General features: G+C 45.6%; 18 protein-coding genes and 5 tRNA genes. 7 read left to right on the top strand and 16 right to left on the bottom strand.

The genetic code is table 11. The features are described 5' to 3' along the window. Positions 1-350 precede the first annotated feature (350 nt). From R7P36_RS09750 to R7P36_RS09710, 9 genes are all read right to left on the bottom strand, one after another. Positions 351-680 (bottom strand): SMR family transporter, encoded by a 330-nt coding sequence (locus R7P36_RS09750; protein WP_005478614.1) that lies wholly within the window; start codon positions 678-680, stop codon positions 351-353. Continuing rightward, on the bottom strand, positions 677-1,081 hold the full coding sequence (locus tag R7P36_RS09745; RefSeq protein WP_005384225.1) for an SMR family transporter: 405 nt from the start codon (positions 1,079-1,081) through the stop codon (positions 677-679). Before R7P36_RS09745 ends, R7P36_RS09750 begins: the two co-directional genes overlap by 4 nt. Before the next feature lie 269 nt (positions 1,082-1,350). Further along, positions 1,351-2,286, bottom strand: coding sequence for a LysR family transcriptional regulator (locus R7P36_RS09740; protein ID WP_005379132.1), 936 nt, complete (start codon positions 2,284-2,286; stop codon positions 1,351-1,353). Positions 2,287-2,341: 55 nt separating this feature from the next. Next, the gene (locus R7P36_RS09735; RefSeq protein ID WP_033907406.1) at positions 2,342-3,349 is read right to left on the bottom strand and encodes a substrate-binding domain-containing protein; all 1,008 of its coding nucleotides are present in this window, start codon (positions 3,347-3,349) and stop codon (positions 2,342-2,344) included. Positions 3,350-3,575: 226 nt separating this feature from the next. Then, entirely contained in the window at positions 3,576-4,595 is a 1,020-nt protein-coding gene (locus tag R7P36_RS09730) for an SPOR domain-containing protein (RefSeq protein WP_213896577.1), read from the bottom strand. Between the two features lie 157 nt (positions 4,596-4,752). Next, positions 4,753-5,703 (bottom strand): ABC transporter permease, encoded by a 951-nt coding sequence (locus R7P36_RS09725; RefSeq protein WP_005384239.1) that lies wholly within the window; start codon positions 5,701-5,703, stop codon positions 4,753-4,755. 2 nt (positions 5,704-5,705) lie between these two features. After that, positions 5,706-6,683 (bottom strand): ABC transporter permease, encoded by a 978-nt coding sequence (locus R7P36_RS09720; protein ID WP_213899377.1) that lies wholly within the window; start codon positions 6,681-6,683, stop codon positions 5,706-5,708. A gap of 147 nt (positions 6,684-6,830) precedes the next feature. Beyond that, positions 6,831-8,384: an ABC transporter substrate-binding protein gene (locus R7P36_RS09715; protein ID WP_054579526.1), complete on the bottom strand. Its 1,554-nt coding sequence runs from the start codon at positions 8,382-8,384 to the stop codon at positions 6,831-6,833. Between the two features lie 92 nt (positions 8,385-8,476). Then, complete coding sequence (locus tag R7P36_RS09710; RefSeq protein ID WP_005379108.1) at positions 8,477-10,192, bottom strand: dipeptide ABC transporter ATP-binding protein; 1,716 nt, start codon at positions 10,190-10,192, stop codon at positions 8,477-8,479. Between the two features lie 661 nt (positions 10,193-10,853). Here R7P36_RS09710 and R7P36_RS09705 point away from each other — a divergent pair. Then, complete coding sequence (locus tag R7P36_RS09705; RefSeq protein ID WP_005379107.1) at positions 10,854-11,579, top strand: HAD family hydrolase; 726 nt, start codon at positions 10,854-10,856, stop codon at positions 11,577-11,579. A gap of 338 nt (positions 11,580-11,917) precedes the next feature. Here the strand turns inward: R7P36_RS09705 and R7P36_RS09700 are convergent. From R7P36_RS09700 to R7P36_RS09680, 5 genes are all read right to left on the bottom strand, one after another. Beyond that, a tRNA-Pro gene (locus R7P36_RS09700) sits at positions 11,918-11,994 on the bottom strand. 64 nt (positions 11,995-12,058) lie between these two features. Further along, positions 12,059-12,134: transfer RNA gene (locus R7P36_RS09695), tRNA-His, on the bottom strand. Between the two features lie 48 nt (positions 12,135-12,182). After that, positions 12,183-12,259: transfer RNA gene (locus R7P36_RS09690), tRNA-Pro, on the bottom strand. A 69-nt stretch (positions 12,260-12,328) separates the two neighbouring features. Next, positions 12,329-12,404 (bottom strand) — tRNA-His (locus R7P36_RS09685). 33 nt (positions 12,405-12,437) lie between these two features. Then, positions 12,438-12,514, bottom strand: a tRNA-Arg gene (locus R7P36_RS09680). Between the two features lie 335 nt (positions 12,515-12,849). Here R7P36_RS09680 and R7P36_RS09675 point away from each other — a divergent pair. Beyond that, complete coding sequence (locus tag R7P36_RS09675) at positions 12,850-13,263, top strand: c-type cytochrome (RefSeq protein ID WP_005384252.1); 414 nt, start codon at positions 12,850-12,852, stop codon at positions 13,261-13,263. 73 nt (positions 13,264-13,336) lie between these two features. On the opposite strand, the gene rep is transcribed toward R7P36_RS09675, so the two are convergent. Further along, entirely contained in the window at positions 13,337-15,352 is a 2,016-nt protein-coding gene (gene rep / locus R7P36_RS09670) for a DNA helicase Rep (protein WP_005379104.1), read from the bottom strand. A 170-nt stretch (positions 15,353-15,522) separates the two neighbouring features. Between rep and R7P36_RS09665 the strand changes: the two genes are divergently transcribed. The 4 genes from R7P36_RS09665 to ubiK all read left to right on the top strand — a co-directional run bounded on the left by R7P36_RS09665 (position 15,523) and on the right by ubiK (position 20,744). Beyond that, the gene (locus R7P36_RS09665; RefSeq protein WP_005384254.1) at positions 15,523-16,104 is read left to right on the top strand and encodes a TetR/AcrR family transcriptional regulator; all 582 of its coding nucleotides are present in this window, start codon (positions 15,523-15,525) and stop codon (positions 16,102-16,104) included. 18 nt (positions 16,105-16,122) lie between these two features. Next, positions 16,123-17,226: an efflux RND transporter periplasmic adaptor subunit gene (locus tag R7P36_RS09660; RefSeq protein ID WP_053349778.1), complete on the top strand. Its 1,104-nt coding sequence runs from the start codon at positions 16,123-16,125 to the stop codon at positions 17,224-17,226. Positions 17,227-17,238: 12 nt separating this feature from the next. Beyond that, positions 17,239-20,361: a multidrug efflux RND transporter permease subunit VmeD gene (vmeD, locus tag R7P36_RS09655; RefSeq protein ID WP_318122108.1), complete on the top strand. Its 3,123-nt coding sequence runs from the start codon at positions 17,239-17,241 to the stop codon at positions 20,359-20,361. Positions 20,362-20,492: 131 nt separating this feature from the next. Continuing rightward, positions 20,493-20,744, top strand: coding sequence for a ubiquinone biosynthesis accessory factor UbiK (gene ubiK / locus R7P36_RS09650; RefSeq protein WP_005379099.1), 252 nt, complete (start codon positions 20,493-20,495; stop codon positions 20,742-20,744). Positions 20,745-21,010: 266 nt separating this feature from the next. Here the strand turns inward: ubiK and ilvC are convergent, their stop codons facing one another. Continuing rightward, entirely contained in the window at positions 21,011-22,495 is a 1,485-nt protein-coding gene (ilvC, locus tag R7P36_RS09645; protein WP_005379098.1) for a ketol-acid reductoisomerase, read from the bottom strand. A gap of 143 nt (positions 22,496-22,638) precedes the next feature. On the opposite strand from ilvC, the gene ilvY reads away from it, so the two are divergent. After that, a complete protein-coding gene (gene ilvY, locus R7P36_RS09640) occupies positions 22,639-23,529 on the top strand; it encodes an HTH-type transcriptional activator IlvY (RefSeq protein ID WP_065274984.1) in 891 nt (296 codons plus the stop codon). Positions 23,530-23,690 lie beyond the last annotated feature (161 nt).

Genomic DNA, 23,690 nt, shown 5'->3' with positions numbered 1-23,690 from the left:
AACGAATGAATCCGTCATTCCGACGAGCCTAGGCGAGATCAGGAATCTAATATCAACGTGCTGTGAAGCCAGAGAAAACTCCTCTGCCACTGCACTTTTTGTTGGTAGATTCTGAATCACGCTCGTCCCTCGCTGTTCAGAATGGCGAGCTTTGGGATTAGCCTCAGTTCTTTCTAAAAAACGAATGAATCCGTCATTCCGACGAGCCTAGGCGAGATCAGGAATCTAATAGCAAGGTGCTGTGAAGCCAGAGAAACCCCCTCTTCCACAGCACTTTTTGTTGGTAGATTCTGAATCACGCTCGTCTCTTGCTGCTCAGAATGACGATATCTAGCATTCAGTAAATTACATCAAGCGGTCTTCATCACTACGACGGCAGCAATCACCACAAAGATACCAAACCAGCCGATTGGTTTGAGTTTCTGCTTAAACAGCAAGGCTCCACCCACTGCGGTACCCAAGATACCGATCGCACCCCAAGAGGCATAAGCAATGGCTAAGTCGATCTCTTTCACCGCTTGTGCCAACAGAGTGAATGCTGTCAGTACCAACACAATCGCCGCAATGCCCCAGCCTTTATATTTAAAACCTTTTGAGCGTGTCAGCGCCATATTGGCCATGATATCGACCAAGGCAGCCATCACGACAAATCCAAATGACATCGTAAAAAATTGACTCATGATTCGCACCTTGTACTAGTAGAAAATGAACGTTCTTTTGCCGGTTTATCGGCATTTTTCTTGGCGTTAGGTTGACCATGTGATTCCCCTAAGGTCACACACACAATGCCAACAACGGCTAACATCAAACCAAACAACTCTTGATGGTTTAAGTGTGCATCAAAGGCGATGATCGACACCACGGTGATCAACGAGATACCTAACCCTTCCCAAACAGCGTATGCCACACCTATCGATATTTTCTTCGCGGCAAACGCGAGAAAGTAGTAAGAGATTGCGATCAGCACATACATTACGATGTAGCCCCACCACCCGTGCCCTTGTCCGATAAGAGACATAGTGCTGGTGCCAGCCACTTCGGCAACGATGGCGAGCAATAAAAATAGACGTGCAACTAGCATGATTAATCCTCCATCAGAAATTAAAAAAATGCATAACGGAGAATGGTGAATGCCGCGTACCTGTATCGACATTCAAAAAGTTAAAAAGATAAAAATGAGCCACTTCTCCTGACTATTTGAGATAAGGTTAGCGCTGGGTAGGAAAAAGAGACAGGTAATTGAGATATTCATTTTTGAATATCTTAAGAAGTAAGTTGTCTATGTAATCACACAATATTGATAAGGTTAAAGCATCTACTCTCTCATTCAGCCGATGCCATAAGGTGACGTCATTGCGTAAAAATCAGCGGCGTATTGAGGGTTTGTCGCACCACTTTATGCAGGTGTCTGTGCAAAGGATGGTTGCGGTTGGTTTGAAGGAAACCGCCAGAGACAACAAACTGGCTAAACTCACGATTAACGGGTGGCATTGCGTAAGAGGCGAGTTCTGGCATCAACAATGCCGAGCTTTGACTGGCATACATAATCGCGTCGGTTTCTTGCAACATTTGGCAAGCCAAACGCAAATTATAGGACTTCAGTAACACTACTGGCTCATAACCCATGCGTCGATACTCGGACTCCACGGTACAAAGCGGTTTATATGACGCAGGCGCAGGCAAAGAGACGAGTGGTAGTTTGGACACCGTGTCCCAATCATTGCTGACTTTCGACAACGTTGGGTGGTTTTTGCGCGCCAAAATCACTCGTTTTTCAACGAATAACGGGCGCATGTAAATGTCTTTCGACAGCTCGGTCTCTTGGTCAAGAATGCAGTAATCGTGCTCGCCTTCTAACATTTCATCGTGCGAGTAAGTATTCCAGCTGGAAAAGGCAAAGTGCGCTTTGGGAAAGGCTCGATGACAACCAGTGAGCAGTCGCTGCCCTTGTTCATCCATCAAATAAGGGTCAGTTACAATCGCAATCTGCCCTTGGTATTGCAGTGGGTCGAACACTTCAAATTCTTGCACCACTTTTTCCAGTGGCGCAACCATATTGTCGAACTCGGCGGCGAGACGAATCGCCATGGGTGATGGCTCTACCCCATGTGCTTTACGCACAAAAAGCGGGTCATCAAACACTTGCTTCAACTTCATCACACCGCGGCTGGCGCTCGGTTGAGAAATGCCAAGCTGCATTGCGGCCAGCTTGATGCTGCGGTTTTCCACCACGGCTTTTAATAAACGCATTAAGTTGAGATCCAATGCATCCAGCTGATGTGCCATACCCTAACCTACCAATACCATTGATGAGCGAATACAAAGAGCAGTTAACAATTAGTTAAACACTCTCTCCCGACGTGATCTGATACCCCATATCGAAGACTTTTTCTTCTTGCGTTTCGCCTTTCAGGCGCGCAATTAATAGCTCTGCGCTCTTTACACCAATTTGGAAACGCGGCGTATCAACGCTGGTCAGTTTCGGGCTGATGGTTTGACCGATATCCAGCGCGTTATAGCCCGCCACTGCCAATTTCTGTGGAACTTGAATGCCACGTTGCTGCGCACTCAGCATGGTGCCAATTGCGATGTCATCGTTGGTACAGAACACCCCATCGAGCGTTGGGTGCGTTTCCAGTGCGCGTTCGAGCAAATCATGCGCTAAAGAAAAACTAGAATGATCACCAGTTAATACATGTTTGGGTTCTAGCCCTGCTTCTGTCATCGCGCGATCGTAACCTTGCATCCGCAATTTGGTTCGCGTATCCAGACGCGCGCCAAAATAGACGATTGTACGCTTCCCCGTATCTAGCATCTGCTTAACCACGGCGTACGACGCATCTTCATGATCGAGTCCAACCGCCATATCAATCGGCTCCGATGGCAGTTCCATGGTTTCGACCACCGGAATGCCCGCATTTTTGATCATCTGTAATGTACGCGGCGTGTGATGGCTTTCAGTTAGAATAAGTCCATCGACTTGATAAGAGAGTAATGACGCGATCTTACGCTCTTCTTCAAGCTCATCGTAGCTAAAATGCGCTAAAAGCGTCTCATAGCCATTGGCTTTGGTCACCATCTCTATGCCCTGAACAAAGGAAGCAAAAATTTGGTTGGACAAAGACGGCAGTAAAATACCAATGGCTTTACTGGAGGACTTTGACAACATCGCCGGTGCACGGTTTTCGATGTAACCCATCTCTTCAATCGCAGTCGCAATCTTAGCACGAGTCTTTTCTGCCACCGATTCAGGGTTACGCATATAGCGTGAAACGGTCATCTTCGTGACGCCAACCTGGTCTGCGACATCCTGCAATGTCGTACGAGTTTTCTTATTCTGTTGAGCCATAAATATGTGATTTATCAGTAATGTTACAAGTAACATTATGACGAATAGACTCTCTGCCGACAAGTTCAGTGAAAATAATTCGCAAAATGAGATGAATATCAGTGGTAGAGCGTATTAGCAAACGCATCACAAAGAAACGCCACTCAAATAGCGATAATATTTGAGACCGCAAAAAAGCCCCGAACTCGGGGCTTTCTTCTATATTTTGACCACAATATCTGAGTCGTTATTTCACGCACACCACGTTCAATAATGAGGTCCCGGTGAGCTGATTGGGCTCACGATCGGCGAACAAACCTTTCTTATCTTTGCCCCAATACGGCAGTTGCAGTGGCCATTGATTTTTTTCCATCACCCCAGACGCCCTCAGCGCTTTAAACTCTGCAGGGTTAGCTAAGCTCATACCCAGTTGCTGACATACTTTGTGCGAGTTTTCGTAGTTGAGGCGGTTCCACGGCTTACCATGTTCCATGTAAAACTGATTATGGTGATCGAGTAAATATGGGACCACGTACGTTTTGCCCTGTACTGAAGTTCTCAACCGAACTTCAATGTCATCATTTCCAGTGACAATTGGCTTCGCTTTGGTCTTAGCAACAGGCGTAGACGAAGAGCTATCACGTGAACTTTTTGCCTTGGTATCTGGCTTCTCTGCCCGCGCTTTAAAGGCGTCGGTATCAGCTCGCACAGCAGGAACTGGCGCGGGTTTCGGGGTCACCGTCGGTGTTGGCTTAACCGAAGATGAGGCTGATTTCGACGATACAGTAGATTTAGGTGTAGGTGGTGTTACTGGTTGTTTCGTCCCTTTCCCAACCACTCGGATGAACGCCTCTTTGTAATTCGACAAGGTTTTGACTCCTCGTAAGTCATCCCTCGCATCAGACAATGCCTTGTAAGGTCCAATCAAACAGCGATAGCCTTTGGATTCAGGCTTCATCCATACGTCAGTCGTGATTTTACTATAGAGAGGCTTAGCTTTCGCGAGAGACATAGGCTTGGGTAGCAATCCGCATTGAATCCAGTAAAGGTAGTTGCCCCCCTGCGGCACTTTCTTTCCCCATACTCCGTTACCAATTGGGCACGTTTTCTCAAGCATCGGTAATTCTTTCTCGCTGGCTTGAGTGGCTTGGCAAAGGAACTCCTCCGCCGATACTGGGCTAGAAAACTGGGCGCATACCAGCAACAAGCCGAAAGCTAGGCTTGCTTGGAAGATACGAGATGGGTGTTGTGCCTTCTTCATTTCCATACACTTCACTCTAAATTAGTGGGTAAGGTCATTATGGCGGCAAAGCGCCAAAAAAATGTGAACAAAGAATAACTAGCAAAAAAAGAGCCGGAATTTGCATCCGGCTCTCAGTTTAGGAAGGAATTAAGCGAATTTACAACGCTTGGTGGGAAAATTCTTATCCTTTGTACAGTTTCGGGTTGAATACATCACGTAGCCAGTCGCCCAACAGGTTGATAACCAAAACCAATGTTACGAGCACGATGCCTGGGAAGGCAGTAATCCACCACGCACCTGAGAAGATGTAGTTAAAGCCGATGCTGATTAGCGCACCCAGTGACGGCTGATCAACAGGAAGACCCAAACCTAGGAATGACAGTGCCGCTTCCGACATGATCGCGTTCGCTACCTGTACCGTCGAGATAACCAAGATTGGCGATAGACAGTTTGGCAGAATGTGACGGAACATGATTCGCGGAGCTTTAAAGCCCATCACACGCGCCGCTTCGACGTATTCTTTCTTCTTCTCTGCCAATACCGAGGCACGAATTGTCCGTGCGTATTGCGGCCATTCAGCCACACCGATGATCACCACCAGCATCACCACTGCGTATTGGCTGTAAAAATCGCTGCCAAAGCTGGCTTTGAAAATGGCCGATACGATGATCGCCACCATCATGGTTGAGAACGATAGTTGAACATCGGCAAAGCGCATCAAGAAGCTATCGATACGACCACCGAAGTAACCCGCCGACAAACCAATGATGATACCCAGAATCAACTGAAGACCGACGGCTAAAAAGCCGATCGTCAAAGACAAACGAGAACCGTAAAGAATGGTCGATAAAATATCACGGCCTTGCTCATCAGTACCAAGAACAAAACGCTCATCGCCATCTTCCATCCACGAAGGTGGCAACTCAGAATCCATGATGTCGATAGACGTCAGATCGTACGGATCTGTTGGCGCAAGAATCGGTGCAGCCAATGCCAATACTAAGAACATCATAAAGACGGTAAAACTCGCCATCGCCACTTTGTCGCGTTTGAAGTAATACAGAAAATCTGACTCTTTGAAACGCTGCCACGCTGATGGAGCAGGAGCTGGTGTTAAATTTGATTGGCTCATGATTAAGCTCCTTTTCCAGTTAGGTTCACAGTTGGGTTGATGATGCCGTACAGCAAGTCAACGATGGTATTGGTTACCACGAAGATCAGACCAACAAAGATAACGTAGGCAGTGATCAGCGGTGTATCTACACGGTTGATTGCCTCTAGGAAAAGGAAGCCAGTGCCCGGCCATTGGAACACGGTTTCAGTAAGAATGGTGTAGGCCACCATGGTACCAATCTGCACACCACCTACTGTCAATACTGGCAGCATGGTGTTCTTAAGTGCATGTTGGTAATAAATCTTTTGTAAGTTCAAACCTTTTGCTTTGGCGAACTTAATGTATTCCGAACTCAGAACTTCCAGCATTTCTGAACGCACCAAGCGGATGAACAACGGCAACATGATAGACGCTAGCGCAATACAAGGTAGGATGAGGTGCTTGATACCATCAATGGTAAAGAAGCCAGATTCCCAACCGAGCACATTAGCGGTCTCGCCCCGCCCGTAGGAAGGCAGCCAACCGAGTTCTATAGAGAAGACATACATCAGCATGATTGCGGTTAAGAACACCGGAATCGAGATACCGACACTGCTCATCGCCATGACAAATTTGGTAAAAACACTCTTAGGATGAATCGCAGAGTACACCCCAAGCGGAATAGAGAAAACAATGATGATAAGCGTCGCGCCAAACACGAGCTCTAATGTAGCTACCAGCTTGTCGATAATCACCTCAACCGCAGGTCGCTTGAAAAAATATGAGGTACCCAAATCACCTTGCAATGCATTACCCACAAAGCGCGTGTACTTTGTGATAAAGGGATCGTTCAGGCCCAAGTCGTCGCGTAGCGCTTGACGCTCCGATTCCGAAACCGACTGACCTACAAGCTCACGCAGCGGATCACCCAGGTTGTCCTGAATGGCAAACGCCACCAAACTGATCACAAACATCACTATCAGTGCCTGAAACAGGCGCTTGACCAGAAACGAAAACATTCCTTGCCCCTTAACTATCCATAGATCTCTAAATTAGAGAGAAAATTCAGTCTAAATAACCAACTCAATCCGACTGAAACAAAACTGAGTCGAGTGCTTTAAGTTGAGGAGGGAAATCCATCCCTCCTCAAAGTCGACTAACCGTGATTATTCAACCACTAGGTCACCGAAGTAAGGCATTACCATTGGGTTAACGATATCTGCCGCTTTCACGTTAGACTTCGCGCCCCATGCTTCACTTTGCCAGTGTAGCGGTACGAATGCTGCGTCGTTGTATAGTGTCGCTTCTACGCCCTTCAGCATTTCTGCACGTTTCGCAGGATCCGTCTCTACGTTCGCAGCTTCAACCACTTTGTCCATTTCTGGGTTTGAGTAGTAACCACAGTTGTACTGACCACGACCGGTTTCTTCGTTACGAGTCATCGTTAGGAACTCGTTGAAGTTCGCTGAGTCTTCTGTATCTGAGTGCCAACCGATCATCAGCATGTCTGCCGCACACTTGTCGAACTCAGGCCAGTACTGCGCTTTTGGCATGGTCTTCAGATCAACCTTGATACCGATCTTAGACAACATTGCCGCCGCCGCTTGTGCTACTTTCGCATCATTCACGTAACGGTTGTTTGGTGCAATCATCGTTAGCGTCAGGCCGTTTTCGTAACCCGCTTCTTTCATCAGTTCTTTCGCTTTCTTCAAATCGTAGCGAGGAACCAGTTTGTCATCGTGACCTACGTAACCTGCCGGGCTTTGCTGACCAGCGGCCGTTGCGAAGCCTTTCATGATTTTCTTCACAATACCTTCGTTATTGATTGCGTGAACAATCGCTTGGCGAACGCGAACGTCTTTCAATGCTTCGTTGCTGTTTTGGTTTAGTTGGAACGTGATAATACGAGTACCAGGCAGCGTGACTAGGTCGATGCCGTCAGCATCTTCAACGCGTTTGTGGTCGTTTGGCGCTACAGGGTGAATCATGTCAACACCGCCAGAAAGCAGCGCTGCTACACGAGTTGCGTCTTCTTTAATTGGCACAAGCGTTAGCTTATCAACATTACCTTTCGACTCTTTGTCCCAGTAATCTTTAAAGCGTTCAAATTCCACTTTTACGCCCTGTTCACGTGAAGTCACAATGAATGGACCCGTGCCAGATACGTTAGTCGATGCAAATGAGTTACCGTGCTTCACTAGCTCAGACTTGTCTTTGCCGTCCGCAGTTTTGCCCGTGTAGAACTTGCTGTCCATAGGGAAAATGTACGTTGCGGTTTGCAGCACTAGTGGGTAAGGACCTTTAGTTACAAGATCGAACGTGTTGTCGTCAACTTTGACGATTTTCTCGTACGGGTCGAAGATGTTTTTAAAGTCAGGAGAGCTTTGTAAACGCTGGAACGTCCACACGACGTCGTCAGTCGTTAGAGTATTGCCAGAATGGAATTTCACACCTTCACGCAGTTTGAAACGAACAGTCGTATCGTTTATGCGTTCCCAGCTTTCTGCTAGGCGAGGCTCGAAATCCATTTTTTGAGTAAAGCGAACCAACGGATCAAATACCATGTGTGACATTTGCAGTGTGCCACCTGATAGCTGCTCATGTGGATCAAGCGATACTGGGTCAGCTGCATAGCCAACTTTGATATCTGCTGCCATTGCGTTAAAGCTTAGGCCCGCAGCCATTAGCGCCACTGCTAATTTGCTTTTCATGGTTTTCATTTGCATAACTCCTTCATGCGGGGATACGGATCCCTTGTTGTTGTGTTTGCGTCTTTGTTATGACTAGAGGTTAGCCAAGCGAATTGCTTGGTTTATGCCGTTTCGATCTCTTCTCGCAAGCCAGTAAACTCCGGCATCAGAGAAATCAATTTTTTGCTGTATTCGTGTTGAGGTGCCGTGAATAACTGTTCTGTTGGTGCCACTTCTAAAAGTGTACCCATTTGCATCACACCTACTCGGTCACACATCTGACGAATAACAGGTAAATCGTGGCTGATAAACAACATAGTCAAGTTCAGCTCACTTTGCAGATCTTTCAGCAAGTTTAGAATTTGTGCCTGTACCGATACGTCCAGTGCTGAGGTCGGTTCATCACAAATCAAAAGTCGAGGACGAGTCGCCAACGCACGCGCAATAGAAATACGCTGACGCTGACCACCGGAGAATTCATGAGGGTACTTAAGCCCAGCCATTCGACCCAAACCAACATGATCCAATAGGTCATTCACGATTTGGCGAGTTTCCGACTCGTTTTTCGTCAATTTATGGAAACGGATTGGCTCAGCAATAATATCGAATACCTTCATACGAGGGTTCATTGAAGTATATGGGTTTTGGAACACCATCTGCATTTGACGACGCATCGGGCGGCGCTCTTTCTCAGAGGTTAAAGCGGTCAGGTCAATGCCCTCGAATTTCACCTGACCAGAGTTAGGTTGGTATAAACCAGCAATCACACGTGCAATGGTCGATTTACCTGAACCAGACTCGCCCACCAAACCAAAGGTTTCGCCTTCGTGCACTTCAAAGCTCACATTATTAGATGCTTGCACGTATTCTCGGCGGCTCTCGAACAAAGAGTCTTTGGTCACAAAGCGAAGATTGACGTTCTTCACGTCCAAAAGCGGGCCAGTGTACTCACGTTCATCTTGGCTTTGTCCTAACCAGTGGTTCTTGATATCGAGTGGCTCCATTTCCGCCGCTTCTTCGATATAGCTTACTAACGGGAAACGATCTAACTTTCTGTCTGAACGTGGTACCGCTGAAATTAGACTGCGAGTGTAAGAGTGATCAGGATCGCCCAATACTTTGGCTGTTGGTCCAAACTCCACCAAGTCACCACGATACATTACCGCCACGCGATCGGTGACGTTGGAGACTACCCCCATATCGTGAGTAACCAACATACAGCCGACATTGTTCTTGATACACAGCTCGCGGATCAAGTTGAGGATTTGGTCTTGGATAGAAACGTCTAACGCCGTAGTTGGTTCGTCCGCAATGATGAGATCAGGCTCACCAGCCAAAGCAATGGCAATGACAACACGCTGACGCATACCACCAGAGAATTGATGCGGGTACTGCTTTAAGCGGTTTTCTGGTTGAGGAATACCAACCTGCTGCATAAGAGAAAGCGCGCGCTGATACGCCTCTTCATCAGAGACCTTCATGTTGGCGTGGATCGTCTCTTTCAGCTGTTGCTCAACAGTAAAAAGTGGATTGAGCGAGGTCATCGGATCTTGGAAAATAAAACCTATTTTCGAGCCGCGAACCTTACGCATCGCTTCTGGTGATAGGCCAGAAATTTTTTCTCCATCCAGGAATACATCACCGCTAGCAACGCGACCTGGAGGGCTAAGCAAATCGATAACAGCGTTACCAACGGTGGATTTACCCGCACCTGATTCGCCAACAACACCCACGATTTCACCACGTTCAATATGAAAAGAAAGTGACTTCACGGCAGCGTGAACGCCGTGTCGGGATGGGTATTCAATACGAAGGTTTTTCACTTCTAATAGTGACATTTCAGACCTCTACTGCCTTGTCTGTGGTATCGAATCATGCCAAAGGCACCATTCATCACCTGAATGAATCCGTTCAAATTCAGAATAATACTCTGAAATCTTAATGCGGAAATAATTTGGCAAAAATCACACAAAAAAGCAACAATTAAAGTATATTCCGCCGAAAAAACATTAAATAAACGCACAATTAGCGAATAAAAATGCATTAACAAGTATTTAACCATTTTCATATCACACTATTTCTGTGCGTCATGCACCAATAAAACTAGAAAAATGCTCTAAAAGTAAACATGAGCTAAACAAGATCATTAACCATATTATTCATGTGCATTTATTAACATTTAACAAACAATATCATATGCAAAAAGTGTTTTTTCAACATAAAAAACTATTAATAAAATAGTCGGCAAATACAAAAAGCCAAACTTAGGAAGAGAAAGGATAGGTCAAAACGTGAACAAAACAGCAAAACCACACAAATCCTGCTCCAACGCAGATTATGCGCCACTTAAGCGGTTTATTGACTAAGCAAAGGAAAGTACCGCTATCCTCATTCGTACGTCATAAGAAAACTCGCCGGTTTTAACCCTTTACGACACAATTGAGAGTGGGATAATAGATGAACAGTGTCAAAGCCAAGCCGTAAATAAAAGGAGCCCCTGTGCTTAAAGCGATTTTTTTTGATATGGACGAGACTTTATGTGCAACGTCACAAGCCGATAAAGTTGCAGGACAAGCGTTTACAACTTGGATTCATAAGACCTACCCACAAGTTACCGAGCCAAAAGCGTTTTTGCAGCGCTACTTACAGGGTGTATACAAAAAGCTGAATGCTGAGTTCCCTCACCTTGTGGCTCTGCTACCCGATGAAAATGCCTTCCGTTGTGGCCTGATCCAAAACATCTTGGCGGAGCAAGGCGTCAGCATCACTGCAAAAGAGGCTCAACAAGCTCAAGACTACTTTGACTCTGCACGTATGGGCGCGTTCACCTTCTTCCCTGGTGTAAAAGAAATGCTCAGCGACCTTCGTCAACATTACAAACTCGTCGTGATCACTAACGGTCCGATTTTTTCTCAACACCCTAAATTAAACGCGACACAAATGAGCAACTGGGTGGACCATATTATTGTGGGAGGAGAAGAGCCAGAAGAGAAACCTGCTACAAGTATTTTCCAAAAAGCGCTCGACTTGGTCGAAGTAAAACCAGAAGAGGCTCTACACGTGGGCGACTCTTTACCTGCTGACATTGCTGGCGCTAACAATATGGGCATTTTGAGTGTATGGGTGAATGCGACAGGCGCAAGCAACTCAACGGATATAACGCCAAGTTTTGAAATCCAAGAAACGGTAGAACTGAAAGAAATCCTTAAAACACTCGCCCAATAAAAGCAGCGGATTAGAAAACTACAAAACCCCAGACACTGCTCTGGGGTTTATTTTGTCAGCTCGAAAAGCATTTAGTTCATAGGTGGTCAAAAGCCCCTAGAGCTGTACACTTTTGGGGAAAATTGAAATGGAATGCCGATTCTTTTCAGGAGAGATGTAAAAAAGCCCCAGTCTTTCGACTGAGGCTCTAAATAGCGGTCGGTGAAGAGCCGAATTCTAACTTCAGGCGAACCCCACTTGGGTTCAAATCCATTGATACATTACCGACTAATACAGTCCAAGCGAGATCATAAACTCTAAAACGACGAAAGCCTGCTAAAAAGCAGGCTTTCTAATAGTGGTCGGTGAAGAGGGATTCGAACCCCCGACCCTCTGGTCCCAAACCAGATGCGCTACCAAGCTGCGCTATTCACCGAACTGTATTTACTGATTTTCTCAAATCAGACAGGACACTTCAACTAAGAAGTCACCTTAATTAATGGGGTGGCTAACGAGATTCGAACTCGCGACCACCGGAATCACAATCCAGGGCTCTACCAACTGAGCTATAGCCACCATCAATTTTTGCTGTTTACCGCTCTATTAGAGCCATAAACTAAATAGTGGTCGGTGAAGAGGGATTCGAACCCCCGACCCTCTGGTCCCAAACCAGATGCGCTACCAAGCTGCGCTATTCACCGACGATGTTTTATCTTGATTGAATCAAGATTGGGAGCAATGCTACCGCATTCAATCTAAAAAAGAAAGAATGGGGTGGCTAACGAGACTTGAACTCGCGACAACCGGAATCACAATCCGGGGCTCTACCAACTGAGCTATAGCCACCACTGATTTTTACCGATGTATCCTCCGAGGCAATGGTACGCCCGAAAGGATTCGAACCTTCGACCTTTGGCTCCGGAGGCCAACGCTCTATCCAACTGAGCTACGGGCGCATGCCCTATCGGCGGAGTGGAATAATACGGATATCACACTATGCCGTCTAGTACTTTTTTTACTTTTTTTATCGTTTGGTCTCTTTTTCGACAGTTATCTTCCGTTAAAGTGGATTTTTGATGTGATTCACGCCCTGTCATGGATAACTTGTTGTTTATTGCAACAAGTTATCGGGATATAATCACCCATTATTTACATTGATTTAACAGCTGCAACCAAGTTGTCTAATCATTCTATGCCATTCAGTGGAATTTAATGATTTCTCTGCTCGGCATTAATACTCTAACTATATAAATAGGTAAGTCACTTACCTCGGGAATGTGAAGTGGGTTTAATGGATATGTCTCGACAAATGATTAGCGTTTTGTTCGCTGCCTTAACGTTTTCTACGGCAGCTTTAGCTTCTGACATCAGCCAAACTGAATACGATGCGATCGCAGAACGCATCCAACCTGTCGGTGATGTTTATCTAGCGGGTTCTGAGCCAGTGAAAGAAGAACCAACCGGTCCACGTGATGGCGCCACAGTTTATGGTACTTTTTGTATTGCTTGTCACGCATCTGGTGTAAACGGCGCACCTAAAACAGGTAATGCCGATGATTGGGCACCGCGTATTGCACAAGGCAAAGATACGTTAGTGAAGCACGCATTAGAAGGCTTCAATGCGATGCCAGCCAAAGGAACCTGTATGGACTGTTCTGACGATGAAATCATCGCAGCAATTGACCACATGATTGAAGGTCTATAAGTAAAGACATCAACGAAAAAGGCTTGCCAGTTGGCAAGCCTTTTTGTTTTTAGTCAGTGAGAACAAGGTTACTTTACTTCTTAAACATTGCTCGAATATTGGCAATGTGTGCTTGACCTTTCGCCATACGCTCTTCTGCTGATACTGGCTTTTTGTTTACTTCCCATTCAACGTCATCAAATGGCAACTCATCCAAAAAGCGGCTTTGAGTCGGTTTGATCAACTCGCCGAACTGCCGACGCTCTTTGCACATAGTGAAAGTCAGTTCACGTTGCGCTCGAGTAATACCAACGTACATCAGGCGACGCTCTTCTTCCACGTTATCTTCATCAATACTGGTTTGGTGCGGTAAAATACCTTCTTCGGACCCAATTAAGTATACATATGGGAACTCAAGGCCTTTTGATGCGTGCAAGGTCATCAGTTGTACTGCATCACTGTCTTCATCTTCTTCACCGCGCTCCATCATGTCACGCAAGGTCAAACGTTGAACGACTTCTTTTAACGTTTTCTCTTCTTGATCGTAGTTGTCACCCTCTAGGTCCGCCACTATCCATGAATAAAGATCAGAAACGTTCTTCATTCGCATTTCAGCGGCTTTCGGACTTGCTGAAGTTTCGTATAGCCAATCTTCATAATGGATATCACGAACTAGCGAACGAACCGCTTCGACGGTATCACCACGCTCAGCTTGATCAGCAATCGCCACTAGCCATTGGGTGAAACGACGCAGGTTTTCTAGGCCACGTCCCGTTAGGTGCTGTTCGAGCCCCATTTCAAAGCTCGACTCAAACAAGCTCTTGCCTCGCATATTGGCATAACTGCCTAATTTCTCTAACGTTACTGGGCCAATTTCACGTCGCGGAGTGTTCACAATGCGCAAAAATGCATTGTCGTCATCCGGATTAACCAAAACGCGCAAATACGCCATGATGTCTTTAATCTCTGCGCGCGCAAAAAACGAGGTGCCGCCAGAAATTTTATACGGTACACGGTTTTGCATCAGAGACTTTTCAATCAAACGTGATTGGTGGTTACCACGATATAGAATCGCATAATCTTTATATTCGGTACGGTTTAGGAACTTATGCGCAATTAGTTCACCCGTTACGCGCTCTGCTTCGTGCTCTTCATTTTTAGCCAACAACACTTTGAGTTTTTCACCGTCAGGAATTTCAGAGAACAGGGACTTCTCATAGACGTGAGGGTTGTTAGCTATCAAAATGTTGGCCGCACGCAGGATTCGACTCGTTGAACGGTAGTTTTGCTCTAGCTTAATCAAACGCAAATTCGGATAATCTTCACCCAGCAACACGAGGTTCTGAGGTTTCGCACCACGCCATGAATAAATAGACTGATCGTCATCCCCTACAACCGTCAATCGTCCACGTTCTCCGACAATTAATTTGACCAGCTCATACTGACTCGTGTTGGTATCTTGATACTCGTCAACCAGTAGGTAACGGATACGATTCTGCCAACGCTGACGAACGTCTTCATGATTACGTAAGAGTAAAACGGGCATCAAAATTAGGTCATCAAAATCAAGCGCGTTATAGGCTTTCATTTGCTTTTGGTACATATCAAAACAGAACGCAAACAATTGTTGCTGTTCACCTTGCGCACGCGCTTTGGCTTGCTCTGGCGTCAACATGTCGTTTTTCCAGTTGGAAATACAACTCAGAAGCTGACGTAGCAGATCTTTATCACCATCAAGCTGCTTTTCAGTAAGCTCTTTGAGCAGCGCTAGCTGGTCTTGGTCATCAAACAGTGAGAAGCCCGCTTTCAACCCTAAATGCTTGTACTCACGCTTGATGATGTTCAATCCTAAAGTGTGGAATGTTGATACCATCAAACCTTTAGACTCACCTTTCCCTAACGTTTGACCTACACGCTCCTTCATTTCACGTGCCGCTTTGTTGGTAAACGTCACCGCCGCAATGTTACGCGCTTTGTAACCACATTGCTGAACCAGATAAGCGATTTTATTGGTAATAACACGAGTTTTGCCCGAGCCAGCACCAGCTAGCACTAGGCATGGACCAGACACGTATTTCACGGCTTCATCTTGACTAGGGTTCAGCTTCATAGAAATTCTCTGCGGGTGATGAATGTGGCGCCTATGATAAAGGGGTGGCCTCGTGAAAGCTATGCTGATTTCTTGTAATTTTTACACCAATTAAGTGCAATATTCTGTTGCATAAATGGCGGGTATTTAAGCTATAATGAATGAACGTTCATTCACTAAAGGGTGACATTATGAAGGATAACCCTGCTGTAGATAAACGAGAACAAATCTTAGTCGCTGCTGAACAACTCATTGCTGAATCTGGCTTTCAAGGGCTTTCCATGCAAAAGCTCGCCAATGAGGCAGGTGTCGCAGCAGGGACGATTTACCGTTATTTCTCAGATAAAGAACATCTTTTAGAGGAACTACGCCTTAACGTTGCTAAGCGTGTGGCTACTGCGGTGCAACTAGGTGTTAGTGAAGAGATGCCTTTAAAACAGCGTTATCGAACCATGTGGCTCAATATTTGGAATCTAGCGAGCTCGAACTTAAGTGCGATCAGCAACCGAGTCCAATATGAATCTTTACCCTGTTCAAATAGTAGCAAAGCTCGGGAACTTGAGAGACAAATGTTTGCCCAAGTAGATCTTCTTTTTAATCAGGGTAAAGACGAGGGAGTATTCAAGCTTCTCGATAACGAAGTACTTTCTGGATTAAGTTTTGAGGCAAGTGTTGCACTTGCTCGGAAACACGCTTTGGGATTTTATCAACTGGATAAGACGGCATTAGAGGCCGCTATTGAAGCCAGTTGGGATGCAATTATTAAACACTAACTTGGAGTTCTTAATAGAATGAAAAAGTGGATTTTGATGCTATCAATTGTTTTATTACTTTTTGGTAGCGTTGTTACATACAGACTAATTGATATCAAAGACAAAATGGAGCAGTTTGCCAATCGCCCTGAACCAGCATTCCCAGTAACCGTAACTGAAGTGCAAGCGGTGGATTGGGTACCAGTCATCGAGGCAATTGGTTTTATCGAGCCAAATCAAGGCGTGACGGTAGCGAACGAAACGAGCGGTGTTATCGATAAAATCGCATTTGATTCCGGTACTCAAGTCAAAGCAGGTCAGCCACTAGTACTGCTTGACTCTGACGTTGAGAAAGCGAATTTAAAGAGCTCGCAAGCCAAGTTGCCAGCAGCAGAAGCGAAATACAAACGCTACCAAGGGCTATTTAAAAAAGGCTCTATTTCTAAAGAAGCGTATGACGAAGCAGAAGCGAACTACTTCTCCTTAAAAGCGGACATTGAAAGCTTGAAAGCGACCATCGACCGACGCGAAATCAAAGCGCCATTTGATGGTGTAGTAGGTATTCGTAACGTGTACCTAGGTCAGTACCTACAAGCGGGTACCGATATTGTTCGCCTGGAAGACACCAGCGTGATGCGTTTACGCTTTACCGTGCCGCAAACCGATATTTCACGTATCAATATCGACCAAGAAGTGGATATCTTTGTTGACGCTTATCCAGACCAACCTTTCAAAGGGTCTATTTCTGCGATTGAACCAGCTGTAAACGTACAAAGTGGTTTGATTCAAGTTCAAGCGGATATCCCTAACAGTGACGGCAAACTGCGTAGTGGTATGTTCGCGCGTGCAAACATCATTCTGCCTAAGTTAGAAAATCAGGTCACTCTACCTCAAACCGCGATCACATTTACGCTATATGGCGACAATGTTTACATCGTAACAGAAGAAGATGGCGAAAAACGCGTTAAGCAGCATGTGGTAAAAGTTGGCGAACGCTCTAAAGATATCGCACACATTCTAGAAGGCGTGAAGCCAGGTGATGTTGTAGTGACATCGGGTCAAGTCCGTTTGAGTAACCATGCGAAAGTAAGCATTGTCGAAAGCGATGCAACTACCCCACCTGCTGAAACACCAATGCTTTAAGTTGGAGGCATCATGCGCTTTACAGATGTTTTTATAAAACGTCCAGTTTTAGCGGTATCGATCAGCTTTTTGATTGCATTGCTTGGTTTGCAAGCGGTGTTCAAAATGCAAGTTCGTGAGTACCCTGAAATGACGAATACGGTGGTCACCGTGACCACCAGTTACTACGGTGCAAGTGCCAACTTGATCCAAGGCTTTATTACTCAGCCATTGGAGCAAGCGGTAGCGCAAGCCGATAATATTGATTACATGACTTCGCAATCGGTACTAGGTAAATCAACCATTACTGTCAACATGAAGTTGAATACTGACCCGAATGCAGCATTGGCTGATATCTTAGCGAAAACGAACTCAGTACGTTCTCAGCTTCCAAAAGAAGCCGAAGATCCAACCGTAACCATGTCGACAGGTTCGACAACGGCGGTACTGTACATCGGCTTTACGAGTGACGAGTTATCTTCAAGCCAGATCACTGACTACCTTGAGCGTGTAATCAACCCGCAGTTGTTCACTGTAAACGGTGTATCCAAAGTTGACCTGTATGGTGGTATGAAGTACGCACTGCGCGTATGGTTAGATCCTGCCAAAATGGGCGCTTTGAAGTTGACCGCTACGGATGTGATGAGCGTTCTTAACGCCAACAACTACCAATCTGCAACCGGTCAAGCGACGGGTGAGTTCGTACTTTATAACGGTAGCGCAGATACTCAGGTATCAAACGTTGCTGAACTTGAAGCATTGGTCGTGAAAACTGGTGAAGGGGATGTCATCCGCCTAGGTGATATCGCTAAAGTAACGCTGGAGAAGAGTCACGACGTTTATCGCGCAAGTGCAAACGGTCAAGAAGCCGTGGTTGCGGCGATCAACGCAGCACCAAGCGCTAACCCAATCAACATTGCAGCAGACGTACTTGAACTGTTGCCTCAGCTTGAGCGCAACCTACCAAGTAACATCAAAATGAACGTGATGTACGACTCAACTATCGCCATCAACGAATCGATTCACGAAGTAGTGAAAACGATTCTTGAAGCAGCGGTCATCGTACTTGTGGTTATCACACTGTTCCTAGGTTCATTCCGCGCGGTAATCATTCCTATCGTGACCATTCCACTTTCATTGATTGGTGTGGCAATGGTGATGCAGGCAATGGGTTTCTCTTGGAACTTGATGACGCTACTGGCGATGGTGCTTGCCATCGGTCTGGTGGTGGATGACGCGATCGTTGTACTAGAAAACGTTGACCGTCACATCAAAGAAGGGGAATCGCCATTCCGAGCTGCAATTATTGGTACGCGTGAAATTGCGGTTCCAGTTATCGCGATGACATTGACGCTAGGTGCAGTGTACGCGCCGATCGCATTGATGGGTGGTATCACCGGTTCATTGTTCAAAGAGTTCGCTTTGACACTGGCAGGTTCAGTATTCGTATCCGGCATCATCGCTTTGACACTATCACCAATGATGTGTTCGAAGATGCTGAAGGCGAACGAGAAGCCAAGCAAGTTTGAGCAAAAAGTTCACCATGTACTTGATGGCATGACTAATCGCTACGCAAGCATGTTAAAAGCAATAATGGCTAGCCGACCAGTGGTGATCGTGTTTGCGATAATTGTATTCGCAAGTTTACCAGTCCTATTCAAGTTTATTCCTAGCGAGCTAGCTCCATCTGAAGATAAAGGTGTTGTAGTACTCATAGGGACCGCACCATCAAATTCGAATTTGGACTACATCCAAAACACCATGGATGATGTGAATAAGATTCTCTCTGATCAACCAGAAGTGGAATACGCTCAGGTATTTAACGGTGTACCGGATTCTAACCAAGCGTTTGGTTTAGCTACACTCAAACCATGGGGCGAACGAGAAGCGAGCCAAGCAAAAATCAAACAGCGTGTTGGCGGGCTTGTTTCGAGCATTCCGGGAATGTCTATTGCTGCCTACGAAATGCCGGAGCTACCAGGTGCTGGTTCAGGCCTTCCTGTACAGTTCGTAATTACAACGCCAAACAACTTTGAAAGTTTGTTTACCGTTGCAAATGACATTCTGTCGGAAGTAGCAAGCAGTCCAATGTTTGTCTATTCCGATCTGGATCTGAAATATGATTCTGCAACGATGAAGATCAAGATCGATAAAGACAAAGCGGGTGCCTACGGTGTGACTATGCAAGACATTGGTATCACCCTCAGCACCATGATGGCAGATGGTTATGTAAACCGTATCGACCTAAATGGCCGCTCTTATGAGGTAATTCCTCAGGTTGAGCGTAAATGGCGTCTAAACCCAGAATCGATGAAGAACTACTATGTACGCTCTGTGGATGGTAAAGCGGTTCCATTAGGTAGTCTGATTACCATTGATGTGGTGGCTGAGCCTCGCTCTTTGCCACACTTCAACCAGCTAAACTCAGCAACTGTGGGGGCTGTTACAGGCCCTGGTGTTTCGATAGGGGATGCAGTTAATTGGTTTGAAAATATTGCACAAACCAAACTGCCTGCAGGGTATAACCATGATTACATGGGCGAATCTCGTCAGTTTGTAACGGAAGGTAGTGCCTTGTATGCAACCTTCGGTCTTGCACTTGCGATCATCTTCCTCGTTCTGGCGATTCAATTTGAATCACTCCGCGATCCTATTGTCATCATGGTATCTGTACCTCTGGCAATATGTGGTGCCTTGATCGCATTGGCCTGGGGTACGGCCTCGATGAACATCTACTCGCAGGTTGGTTTGATAACGCTGGTCGGCCTAATAACCAAGCACGGTATCTTGATCTGTGAAGTCGCCAAAGAAGAGCAGTTACATAATAAACTGTCTCGTATTGATGCGGTGATGGAAGCTGCGAAAGTGCGTCTTCGCCCTATCCTAATGACCACTGCAGCGATGATCGCAGGTCTGATCCCGCTGATGTACGCAACAGGTGCAGGTGCCGCGCAACGTTTCAGTATCGGTATCGTCATCGTTGCTGGCCTTGCAATCGGTACACTCTTCACACTATTCGTACTACCTGTGATTTACAGCTACCTAGCTGAAAAACACAAACCTCTGCCAGTATTTGTTGAAGACAAAGACTTGGAGAAGTTAGCGCGAGTTGACGAAGCGAAAGCAGCTCATCGTGAATTAGCGGATAACAGATAAGCTATTAAGGCATTCAAAAAGGTCACTTCGGTGGCCTTTTTTATTGCCGCTCTCTTTTTTGCCATCTAAGTGGCGACTTTCACGTATCATTTACTTAAAATGAGGACAAATCAAAAGGAGTTTTAGCCACTATGTTTGACCCAAAGAAATTAGAGCAAATTGCTAAACAGATTCACGACTCAATGCCTCAACCTGTAAAAGAATTGGGCTCTGATGTCGATCAGAAAGTTCGTCAAGTAATCCAAGGCCAGCTAAACAAGCTAGATGTTGTAAGTCGCGAAGAGTTTGATGTTCAAACTCAAGTTTTACTACGTACACGTCAAAAGCTAACAGAAATGGAACAGAAGTTGGCGCAACTTGAAGAAAAGCTTGCTGAAAAATAAGTATCAAAGCGCTCCTCACAAAGGAGCGTTTTTCTTATCGGCGCGCAGATAAATCGGCTAAAAACAAAAAGGCTTGGTCAACGGCGACCAAGCCTTTTGATTAGATGTTGTGTTTTATTTTGTATTTATCACTCCAGTCTGCCTGGAGTTTATCTACTGCGTTACTTGAGACTAAGTAAATTACGCTGTATTAAGGTTTCATTTCTAGGAGAAGGCGCGGACTTTACGATAGTAAACGAGCACCTTCGACACCGAAATGGAGTCATTTAGCCGCCCACCGCGATACGCTTCATATCAGTCATGTAACCACGTAGCTCTTCACCGATGTACTCTACAGGGTGGTTACGGATTGTTTCATTCACAGCGATAAGAGTCGCGTTATCCACTTGGTTAGACGTTTCACCTAAACCTTTACCAATTACGTCAGTATTTACGGCTGGCATAAACTTCTCACGTAGAAGCGGCGTTGCTACGTTAGCGAACAGGTAGTTACCGTATTCCGCAGTGTCTGAGATAACCACGTTCATCTCGTATAAACGCTTACGTGCGATAGTGTTTGCGATAAGTGGCAGCTCGTGTAGAGACTCGTAGTAAGCAGACTCATCGATGATGCCAGATGCCGTCATCGCTTCGAATGCTAGCTCAACACCCGCACGAACCATAGCAACCATCAAGATACCGTTATCGAAGTACTCTTGCTCAGAGATTTCTACGTCAGTTTCTGGGTAGTTTTCGAAAGCAGTTTCACCTGTTTCTGCACGCCAGCCTAGTAGATTTGCATCGTCGTTTGCCCAGTCAGCCATCATAGTGCTAGAGAAGTGGCCGGTGATGATGTCATCCATGTGCTTGTTGTATAGCGGACGCATCAGTTCTTTTAGCTCTTCAGAAAGCTCAAATGCTTTCACTTTTGCAGGGTTAGTTAGGCGATCCATCATGTGAGTGATACCACCAAACTTCAGTGCTTCAGTGATGGTTTCCCAACCGTATTGAAGAAGCTTACCAGCGTAGCCAGGATCGATACCATCAGCAATCATCTTCTCGTAACATACGATAGAGCCAGCCTGTAGCATGCCACAAAGGATAGTTTGCTCACCCATTAGGTCAGATTTCACCTCAGCAACAAAAGAAGACTCTAGACAGCCTGCACGGTGACCACCTGTTGCTGCAGCCCAAGCTTTCGCGATATCCCAACCTTCACCTTTTGGGTCGTTCTCTGGGTGAACAGCGATAAGAGTCGGTACACCGAAACCGCGCTTGTATTCTTCACGAACTTCCGTACCTGGACATTTAGGTGCAACCATTACTACCGTTAGGTCTTTACGGATTTGCATGCCTTCTTCAACAACGTTGAAACCGTGAGAGTAACCTAGTGCTGCGCCTTCTTTCATTAACGGCATTACCGTCTCAACAACGTTTGTGTGCTGCTTATCTGGAGTAAGGTTTACTACTAGATCAGCTTGTGGAATTAGCGTTTCGTAGCTACCTACCTCAAAACCGTTGTCTTTTGCGTTTTTGAATGACTGGCGTTGCTCATCAATCGCGGCTTGGCGAAGCGCATAAGCAACGTCTAGACCAGAGTCGCGCATGTTCAAACCTTGGTTAAGACCTTGAGCACCACAACCTACAATGACTACTTTCTTACCTTTCAGATAATCCGCTTCTGAAGCGAACTCACTGCGGTCCATAAAACGACAACGACCTAATTGGTCCAACTGCTCGCGCAAGTTTAGGGTATTGAAATAATTAGCCATCTGGGTGCTCCTTTGAGATTCTTCCATTGAGGTCAGTAATTGCCTTACCGAATAACTTCATACTAAAACAGACATGAGATTGCTTAAAGTGATATATTCACAATTAGTTATTGCAATTTATGCAACATGGAAATGAAAATTTAATGAATATCAAAAGCCTGCAACTTTTCATTCATCTCTGTGAGAGTAAAAGTTTCGCCAAGACCGCAGCGGCAATGCATATTAGCCCTTCAGCCTTAAGCCGACAGATACAAAAATTAGAGGAGGAAACCAGCCAACAATTGTTTTTACGCGACAACCGTAGCGTTGATTTAACTATCCAAGGTAAAAAGCTAGTCCCAGTCGCCTTAAAGATTCTTGGCGAATGGCAGCAGTATCAGAGTCATCTGAAGGGAACCGAGGATGAATTGAAAGGAGAAATCCGTCTCTTTTGTTCTGTTACTGCAAGCTACAGCCATCTTCCGGAGCTAATCTCTGACTTTCGTATTCAGAACCCTTTCATTGAGTTCAAACTATCAACCGGCGATCCAGCTCAAGCGATCGACAAAATACTAGCAGATGAAGCCGATATTGCCATATCAGCCAAGTCAGAACAGATGCCAAATAAAATCGTATTTGAAACGATCAGTGAAATCCCACTTTCTGTCATCGCACCTGTTGGGGTTAGTGCGTTTGCTGAAGAGCTACAAAAAGAAAAACCAGACTGGTCGGTCATTCCATTCATACTCCCAGAAGCAGGGACGGCAAGGGACAGGGCCAATACTTGGCTCAAACAAATGAAAATAAAGCCAAAGATTTACGCACAAACTTCCGGACATGAAGCCATCGTAAGTATGGTTGCATTGGGGTGTGGAGTAGGTATCGCACCTGATGTTGTAATCAACAACAGTCCGGTAAGAGAAAAGATAAATCGTTTAAAAGTCTTACCAATTAAACCTTTTAAACTTGGTGTTTGCTGCAACAAAACTCAGTTGGAAAATCCGCTTGTTAAAGCCTTTTGGAAGGTTGCAGAGAGCAAATATATAGCACCGTAAATGACCACTTTTTAGGTATAAAGTGAGCTAATTTTAAAACGCTATAGATGCAAAAAAGCCCACTCTTTCGAGCGGGCTTCTTAAATTTAAAGCCTGGCGATGTCCTACTCTCACATGGGGAAGCCCCACACTACCATCGGCGCTATTTCGTTTCACTTCTG

Source organism: Vibrio sp. 397 (assembly GCF_033339395.1).
GTDB lineage: Bacteria > Pseudomonadota > Gammaproteobacteria > Enterobacterales > Vibrionaceae > Vibrio > Vibrio alginolyticus.
Note: the sequence above shows the minus strand (reverse complement) of the source record. Positions and strands in the feature narration are given on the sequence as shown.